The organism is Pelagibacterium sp. (assembly GCF_048264985.1).
GTDB lineage: Bacteria > Pseudomonadota > Alphaproteobacteria > Rhizobiales > Devosiaceae > Pelagibacterium.
Map to the genome: position 1 here is coordinate 1 of NZ_JBLXCL010000023.1, position 7648 is coordinate 7648.

Sequence of the window (7648 nt, forward strand, 5' to 3'; positions counted from 1 at the left end):
TACAGGCTCAAGCGACGGTTCCCTACCCTGCGCTTTCTGACCGACACGATTCATCGTTCGAAAGGCAAAGAGGCTGATTACGTGATTGTGCTTGGCCTAACGAAGGGCAAGTACGGACTACCCTCTGAGATCGTCACCCATCCTCTCATTGAGGCACTGCTGCCTGAGCGGGAGGCTTTTCCTCATGCAGAGGAACGCCGCCTGTTCTACGTAGCACTGACGCGCGCCAAGCACAGGGTTTACCTGCCCTGTGACATGCGCAAATGCTCGCCCTTCGTACAGGAGCTGGTCAAAAACGAGTATCCGCTGGATCTGGATGAGTTCGCTGCAACTAGCGAACAGCTACATGCTCTAGAAGCACATTGCCCTGTCTGCAAGCAAGGTCATCTGACAGCTCGCACCAACGGGAAGACAGGCAGGGTATTCATGGGGTGCACTAATTACCCCCGCTGCGGGCACACCGAGAACGGTTGCACAAAGTGCAACGCCCCCATGGAAACGGTTGGCCGATTCCGGCAATGCGTGAATGCGAACTGCAGCTGGTGGATACCGATCTGCCCTTCAAGCGGGGGCGAGATGAGGTATAAGGCAGAGTATAAGTTTTGGGGATGCTCTCACTATCGCAGCGACGACCCCGAGTCCTGCCGCCACAAGGAATACGGGAACATTGGAGCGCCCCCACCTAGGTTCAACAACAACATAACGTAAGGGTATTTTGGAGAAGAGCATCGCTCCGTAACCTGGCGAAGTACCACTCTGACGGCTCCGTCAACGCTCGCGTACCCCGCCATATCTATTGGCCATCAAAAGCGATGTCCAGTAATCTCAGCCTTATAATGGCTATGCGACATCATACATGGATGATCGTCGCCGCGAATTCCGTCGCGCTCTGTCGACGGTGCTGAGACTCACACGGATTACACTCGATGCTGCTCTTTGATCTGCTGAAACAGTGGGAGCCTGACTTCACGCCCGGTTGCGCGAAGGTTCACTTAGCGCGATTCAACGGCAAGGAACATCCTCTGGATGTTTTTCTGGAGGGCCGTTTCGATAAGTGGCAGTCATGGCAATCCCAGCGAAGTTTCGAAAAAGATTATGTCGTATCGCTGATCCAGGCGGGACGCCCTACCCGTTGGTTATTTGCTGGACTATTCCGCAGGAAAGGTCGTTCGCATCACACCGAGCCACGAAGCCACTATTTATACGAGCTGGAGCGTATCGAAGCAGCCGAAGAATGGGTCGGTCGACTCTACCTTAAGAGCACGTACAAGCAACGCCACTCGTATCCACTGGGAAAGACCTTGGCGAATGATCTTGTCATCTCCGAATTGTTGCCTAGGCGGCTTACCATCGGTGATTTTCCAGGTTTCAAGTCAGTCAATCTGACCAAGGAGCATCTGGACATCGTGGTACGGCAGAACATCCCAACCTGGCGTGCAGCTTTGTCCAGCGTTAAAGGCATCTATCTAATAACAGACGTCGAGACCGGCAAGTTGTATGTCGGCAAGGCAGACGGTGAGAGTGGAATTTGGGGGCGTTGGTGTACCTACGCGGCGACTACGCACGGGGGAAACGTTGCCCTCAAAGAAGAATTCGGCATTGATGCACCTCCGGGTCGGCAGTATCACCTGCGCTTCTCAATTCTGGAGGTCACTGATCTTCATGCCATCGACAAGGAGATTGATGCACGGGAAAACCATTGGAAACAGATATTGCTCAGCCGAGACTTTGGCTACAACCGCAACTAGCCATCTATGACTCTTACGTCGAAAAGCGGCAGCTGTATGAATATTTCGTCGAAACACCCCGTATTTGCGGCCGCGTCACGCAAGGACATGCGGCGAGAGATCTTAACCAACGGCACTTAGGCTAAGGATTGCACCATGCAAGATCTAGATCACGATGATCAGCTTCCTCCACGCGAATTCTTCACTGAGTTCAAGCTCAACGATGCATGGGAGGAAACTAAGGACGAGTTCCGCCACGGCACTGTCAAGTCTAAAGCTACCTCGAGCGCTAAGCTCATCGGCAAGTCCCTTTGGAATATAGGGCTTAGTGTCGCTAAGAATCTTCCTGAACATCTCGAAAAGGCGAAAGCTGGTATCGAAAAGCAAAACGAAGCACGTGATAGGAAGAAGCAATCCTTTGAACACAAGCTGAACGGTGAACTCTACGATATCGCGAAAAATGGCACTAATAATCTAGACCGCCGAGTTGCTTACGACATCCTTAAAGCCCGAAAAGCTGAGCATGACGCGAACAAGGTTTAAGCATAGTGCTCGACCTTGGTACGAGAGCTTGCCAGCCAAGCTCTCTGTTTTGTCACTACTTCCCTTAGTGAGAAGTTGAAACAGTCACTAACCGCCAAGCCACTCAGGAAGATCTATACGAAACCAAGGCTTTTCTGACCGTAAACAGCCCAAGGTAGATAATTCCATCGCGCTTACCCATGTCCGACGCACTCACGCTATGCGGGTCAACATTACTACGGCGAACGTCGCGCAAGAAAGCACCACCGCAGCAATAGCTATGGCCTGCTGCTGAGCCCAGCTAGGCTTGGCCGAAAGCTGCGCTTCAAGCTGCTCGATTCGGCTGCAGCCTTCTCGCTGGCTTTCTATTAATTCAAACATCCGCGACTCGATCTCATCCAGACGCTGGCTAAGCACCTGATTCATCTCGTTGAGCGACGCCGTCATTGAGGTCGAAAGGCGCTCCCTCGCTTGGATTTCGCTACTGAGCAGCTGCTTTACTTGTTCAATTTGTTTCTGCTTGGCTCCTAGGGCCTCCGCCTGCTCGGCTAACTGGCGGGAGAATGATGCGTTGTGTTGCTCCTGCATCCGGGTGCCGTTCGAGACGGCCAAGCTCAACTCCTGAAGCTCCATCTCATGGCTGTTCTGCGCGGAGGCGAGTTGGTTCACTGCGCTCTTACAGTATTCGTATCCATCAGACAGCACCAACAACTCGTCGATCTGGTGCTTGAACTCATAGAGCACCACTAGCGCCCCGTTTTGGTTGCCTTCTAAAGTCTGGGCATCCGCTTGCAGGCGCTCGATCTCCCGCACTAAGGCATCGTTAAAACCGCGCAGCACGTTGTTATTAACGGTGTGCACCTGGGTGACCAATTGCAATACGCTCTGCGTGACCTCAAGACTCGCACCGAATTCTGTTAGCAATCGGGCCAGGTCTTTGTCACTCCTGCCCGATAAGCCTCCCCAAAATGAGTTCCAGCTGCCTTGGTTCTGAAAGTCCTTTAACTGCGCCCTAGTATTTGAACCACGCTTTATTGCTGCGTTGAGCTTTTGCAGACCTTCATGGAAATCTTTCAGCTGATTCTCTTCGGAGCGAGGCGCTGGCAGCAACTGCGGCTCTGGCTGTGGGGCTACTTCCTCAACTGGCAATCCGGTGATTACAACTCTACCACCCAAAAAATTGAACACGTCAGGGTTCCTGCACAATACGGTTGGTTGGTAATAGCGCCGAAAAATCGATTGCACGTACGCTAACGTGCTGCGCCAGCCGTTCGCGATGGTGAATCATTTCCTTGGCCGAAGCCTCTACGGAGTGCGCATATTCGATCAATCCTTCGGCCATCAGCCATTCGTTTTCTTCCACCTTGATAAGCTGCAGCGCGGCCTCTCGTTTGGCTTCTAACGACTCGCTCCATCCGGTCTTAAAGTCCACCAAGTAGGCGACGATAGGGGGTACAAGGTTCTGTAAGTGATAACTGCATAGCCCGAAGCCTATGGCAGACAGGACGCATGATATATAGGGCGCTGCCGCCCCGGTTAGGGGTATTAGTTGCGACTCTATGATCGGTTCTAAGCCATCCCATAGTACCAGCGTGCCGCTAACAATTACTGTCTCGACGATCTTTTGGATCAGCTCTTCCCGGCTCATCGACTGCGCGCCTCTGTACAGCTGCCATGCGCCGTGAGCGAGATCGAAAAGATTGCGGGCGAGGTTGTAAACCTGGCGAATCGCTTTGGACAACGCATTAACAATAAATTCGACGATGCCGTTTAGCAGTTTCAGGGGGGCTTCAATTATTTTCTCAATTACGGCCCAGATCTTCTTGAGGAAGCGCTCGACTCGCTGTTTCAGCCGAGCAGTTCCACCCATGAACACGTCCACTAGCTCGTCTTTGATCGCCATGATAGCGGCCGAGCTCAACTGTTCTAGCAATTGCCAGCCTGAGTTCTTTAGTGCCTCCTTGCCAGCACCCAACGCGACGTCAGTGACATTGCCAAGTGTGTCTTTGAGCTTCTTGGCTTCGATGTTGCTGCGGGTGCCTTGTTCTTGATGCAGTTCCTGCCGCTTGTTGATAGGCGGCTTTTCGGTCTTGATTAGGTGTGCTTCTAGGGCTGCAGCCGTTTCAGCCGAATCCATGGTTATGAATTTGATCTTGCATCCCGCTTCGAGTTGCTCGGAGAGTTTGTACGGCTCGCCTTTTTTGTTCCCGTTTCTATGGTCATTCAGATGCCCGTCTTGCCAACGCTGACGCATGTTCGTGCTATCACCGATGTAAGCTAGGTTGCCACTGGCGTCATACACAACGTAAACGCCCGGCTTATCAGGCAGTTTACTAGCGTCGGCGGTATTGGCCGCGCTGAGATTGATCTCTCCATCGAACTGCAAAGTAGCGAGTGAGCCGATTCCCGCTGACAGGCTTTTCAGAAGAATTTCCTTCCAAGCTACTCCTCGATTGGCGACATCCATCGCACTTTGCGATGACGTAGCAGCAAGGGTGTCTTTTCCTGTCGTCAATGGGTCAGAGGTCTTGGCGTTAGGACGGGAATTATTTTTGTTGCGAAAACCGGCGATTAGTTTGCGATTGGTATTCTCGATTGCGCGATCAACGATAAGGCTCGCCAATGGAGAGAGTGACTTTTGTTCGTATTGGGGGCCCATGATTCCTTCCCGAAACACTTTCCTGGATGAGAGGCAACGACGACAGTGACGCTATCAAATTGACACTATGGATTCCAGCTGAAATGAGTGACAGAAGGCGGGCGAGGTGAGCCGAGCAAGACGGAGTGCTTTTGGCCCTCAGTGGCTTGCCCACACCGCGACAGGAGGATGCGAGCCGCTTTTCCGAGCTAGACGATCGTCTACGCCTACCCCTAGGCAAAAATCTACGATGGTTAGGGCTCATAACGAAGTAGAAAGCTTCAGCAACTCTGCGCTATCACAAGGCGCCACATTGGCGAGCCTGATATGACGATTACGGTCTCGCGCGGGCTGCGTTTATTGACAGCTCGCTCATCGTCAGGCACTGGTACCGCCCCCCTCGTCCTGCTTCACCACATCGGCGCTGGGATAGTCAGCCCAACTCACGCCCTGAGTTAGCGGAGCTCTGGGCAAGTAGGTCAGAATTTGGCAATTGCGGTTGTAGGCTGTTGCAGGTAGCTAGCAAACTTTATCTCGTTCAATATTTGCACCAGTCAGATCTTCCGCCGCCTTCTCGCTAGCTTTCGACTGGCACCTTTGTGCCATTGCGCTGCAACGCCAGCGTTGATCAAACTGGCAAATCAATATTCCTCCTAAAGCATGCGCGCTAATTGAAACCAGTTTCGTTACAAAAAAAAGATCCGACTCATCAATAATCTGGCCCGGCGCATATACAACAAATAAGAAAGCCAACATTAGCAAAAGCGTTTTTTTAAACCCATACCGATACCATCCAACAGCAACAAACACATATAAAGATGCCGAGAACACAGCACCCCATAGAAAACCCCATGTGGTTACGCCCTCTTTGGCGATCCCTGAGCGTTTTCCACAGAGTAGCCACAAAAATAAATAAAGAATAATTGCAGAGGTAGTTAGGATAAATGAGACTGAACGGAAAAAGTCGCCCATAAAACCATATCACTAGCACAGTGGTGTCAGATTAAAGCGCGTGATGATGAGTCTGCGCCGCGTGCTATTTCTAAATCAAGCACTACCCTAGTTTGTGGTAAAACCATTTGAATCGATAGCCCGAATGCGTTCTACCGCGAGGTCTCGACTCAAATAACCTTTTTCGACTAGGACGACGACGCGGTGCGCAGCATCACGAGTGATAACGCCAGCCGCAACTCGCTCATCAATCAAGCGCTTCAGTTCTAGATCGCGATCAATGGGACTCGGCTCTTCAAGACTCCGTGTTCTTGCTTTAAGCCGATCACTCACTTCTTCTCGCAGGCTATCCTGCTTGCTACCTGAGCGCACCAGCCTCATTACTCCATAACCTAGTGCACTGGCTACGGCAGCAGAACCCAAGACCCAGCCAATCGGAGTCGCTGTCACGAATACGCCACCTAGCGCTCCAGCTAAAGTAGTGGAGCCGAGTAAAGTGCTTGCACCTGCTGCGCTAGCAACGCTTCCAGCTAAAGCGGCTCCTGCGGCAGCGCTTCCGACCACTGCAGCAGTTTCCCCCGCTACGCCTACACGATCGCGCCCTTTCAGCTTACTCAATGCCAAGCGCAGTTTGGCAGCTTCGGCCTGCTGCCCGTCTGAGGAATTTACGGACTCACTCTCCACTTTATCTTTTCGCGGAGCATGTTCACTCGCAGCTCGGCGAAGCTTCAGAACCTTCGATAGATAGGTTTCCATATTTCGCCTCAACCCGCCGAGTAGTAATCGTGAACAGCCACAAAAATTGACTGAAGAAGCTCGAAGAAATTTCTGGCCAGCTGAATGATTGCCACAAGCAGGTCGCTAGAGGGATTTCCTGCGTCCACCGTCGAACCAATAGCTGCGCCAGATAGCATCGAAACGCTGGACGCAATGGGCGCTAGCATAGGGCCAACAAAGGGAATGCCCGCTGTTAAAGCACCAACCGCAGCCCCAAGCAACACACCGATAGCAATACCAGGGTGCGACCTTAAGAATGCAAAGATCTGCGTCACGATGATTCTTCCGATGGCGATCACCTCGCCTGCGAAGACCTTGGTAAGGCTCCATAAAGTACTCAGCCGAGTCATAACCTCTGCGGGGATGCCGAGCGCTAGGCCCTCGACCAACACGTCGTCGAGCTGCCCTTGTGCGTGTTCAGCGTTCAGCAAGGTAAGCTCGAACATTCCCTGTTCCTTGGTTAAAGCCCGCATGCAGTTACCCTCCATGGGTACGATGGCTCGGAGATAAGTGGTAGCTAATCTGCCCGATCCCCATCGCCCATGCAATTGCATAGATCTGGTCAGAATTTGACCACCTGCGCGAGACGATAGCGGGCTCCACCTCGGCCCGATGTGTGAACTAGCTAGTCACGAAAACGAGACGCGTATCTCGCTCTTGAAGTTTTCTAGAAAAAAGCGTCTGATCGCGCCGGATTAATCCTCGATATTCGGACAGGGACGTATGGGTATTGTCAGATCTTTGTTTGGCTGGATGCAGGCCTCCCCTGCCCGTGGCGACAATCCTGCGCTCTACCCTCTGGATTTCGATGAGCTCAAAAAAGAGCTTAGCGTCGTGGATGAGGCGCGGCGGATGGGCGTGCACAACAACCCTCCGGAAGACAAGACGGGGCTCAGTGCCGTAGAAGAGCGCATCGTGTCGCGTATCGAAGAATACCGGCACAAGGTGATCGGCTGGTCGCACGATCATATGGTGTATCTGAAGCGGCATATGTCAGAGCTTGACGTCACCAAGGATATCAACCGCGCCCGCG

Annotated in this window: 9 protein-coding genes; 4 read left to right on the forward strand and 5 right to left on the reverse strand. The window is 52.5% G+C overall.

Annotated features, from left to right (window positions below; all coding sequences use genetic code 11):
- The 3 genes from ACN0TA_RS18590 to ACN0TA_RS18600 all read left to right on the forward strand — a co-directional run.
- On the forward strand, positions 1–708 hold a 708-nt coding region (locus ACN0TA_RS18590; RefSeq protein ID WP_417585741.1), incomplete at its 5' end, for a 3'-5' exonuclease.
- A 218-nt stretch (positions 709–926) separates the two neighbouring features.
- The gene (locus ACN0TA_RS18595) at positions 927–1748 is read left to right on the forward strand and encodes a GIY-YIG nuclease family protein (protein ID WP_417585743.1); all 822 of its coding nucleotides are present in this window, start codon (positions 927–929) and stop codon (positions 1746–1748) included.
- 135 nt (positions 1749–1883) lie between these two features.
- Positions 1884–2270, forward strand: a complete 387-nt coding sequence (locus tag ACN0TA_RS18600; RefSeq protein ID WP_417585745.1) for a hypothetical protein — start codon at positions 1884–1886, stop codon at positions 2268–2270.
- A gap of 192 nt (positions 2271–2462) precedes the next feature.
- On the opposite strand, the gene ACN0TA_RS18605 is transcribed toward ACN0TA_RS18600, so the two are convergent.
- The 5 genes from ACN0TA_RS18605 to ACN0TA_RS18625 form a co-directional block, all read right to left on the reverse strand.
- Positions 2463–3437: a hypothetical protein gene (locus ACN0TA_RS18605; protein ID WP_417585747.1), complete on the reverse strand. Its 975-nt coding sequence runs from the start codon at positions 3435–3437 to the stop codon at positions 2463–2465.
- A 1-nt stretch (position 3438) separates the two neighbouring features.
- The gene (locus tag ACN0TA_RS18610; RefSeq protein WP_417585749.1) at positions 3439–4908 is read right to left on the reverse strand and encodes a nucleotide excision repair endonuclease; all 1470 of its coding nucleotides are present in this window, start codon (positions 4906–4908) and stop codon (positions 3439–3441) included.
- A 498-nt stretch (positions 4909–5406) separates the two neighbouring features.
- Positions 5407–5859 carry a hypothetical protein gene (locus ACN0TA_RS18615; protein WP_417585751.1) on the reverse strand — a complete coding sequence of 151 codons (453 nt, stop codon included), beginning with the start codon at positions 5857–5859 and terminating at the stop codon, positions 5407–5409.
- An 87-nt stretch (positions 5860–5946) separates the two neighbouring features.
- Positions 5947–6594 carry a hypothetical protein gene (locus tag ACN0TA_RS18620; RefSeq protein ID WP_417585753.1) on the reverse strand — a complete coding sequence of 216 codons (648 nt, stop codon included), beginning with the start codon at positions 6592–6594 and terminating at the stop codon, positions 5947–5949.
- An 8-nt stretch (positions 6595–6602) separates the two neighbouring features.
- On the reverse strand, positions 6603–7061 hold the full coding sequence (locus tag ACN0TA_RS18625; RefSeq protein ID WP_417585755.1) for a hypothetical protein: 459 nt from the start codon (positions 7059–7061) through the stop codon (positions 6603–6605).
- A gap of 277 nt (positions 7062–7338) precedes the next feature.
- Between ACN0TA_RS18625 and ACN0TA_RS18630 the strand changes: the two genes are divergently transcribed.
- Positions 7339–7648: hypothetical protein (locus ACN0TA_RS18630; RefSeq protein WP_417585757.1), on the forward strand; the 310-nt coding region annotated here is incomplete at its 3' end.

Coding starts and splice junctions, on each gene's coding strand:
- ACN0TA_RS18595 (WP_417585743.1), top strand. CDS start 927: ATGCTGCTCTTTGATCTGCTGAAACAGTGGGAGCCTGACTTCACGCCC.
- ACN0TA_RS18600 (WP_417585745.1), top strand. CDS start 1,884: ATGCAAGATCTAGATCACGATGATCAGCTTCCTCCACGCGAATTCTTC.
- ACN0TA_RS18610 (WP_417585749.1), bottom strand. CDS start 4,908: ATGGGCCCCCAATACGAACAAAAGTCACTCTCTCCATTGGCGAGCCTT.
- ACN0TA_RS18615 (WP_417585751.1), bottom strand. CDS start 5,859: ATGGGCGACTTTTTCCGTTCAGTCTCATTTATCCTAACTACCTCTGCA.
- ACN0TA_RS18620 (WP_417585753.1), bottom strand. CDS start 6,594: ATGGAAACCTATCTATCGAAGGTTCTGAAGCTTCGCCGAGCTGCGAGT.
- ACN0TA_RS18625 (WP_417585755.1), bottom strand. CDS start 7,061: ATGTTCGAGCTTACCTTGCTGAACGCTGAACACGCACAAGGGCAGCTC.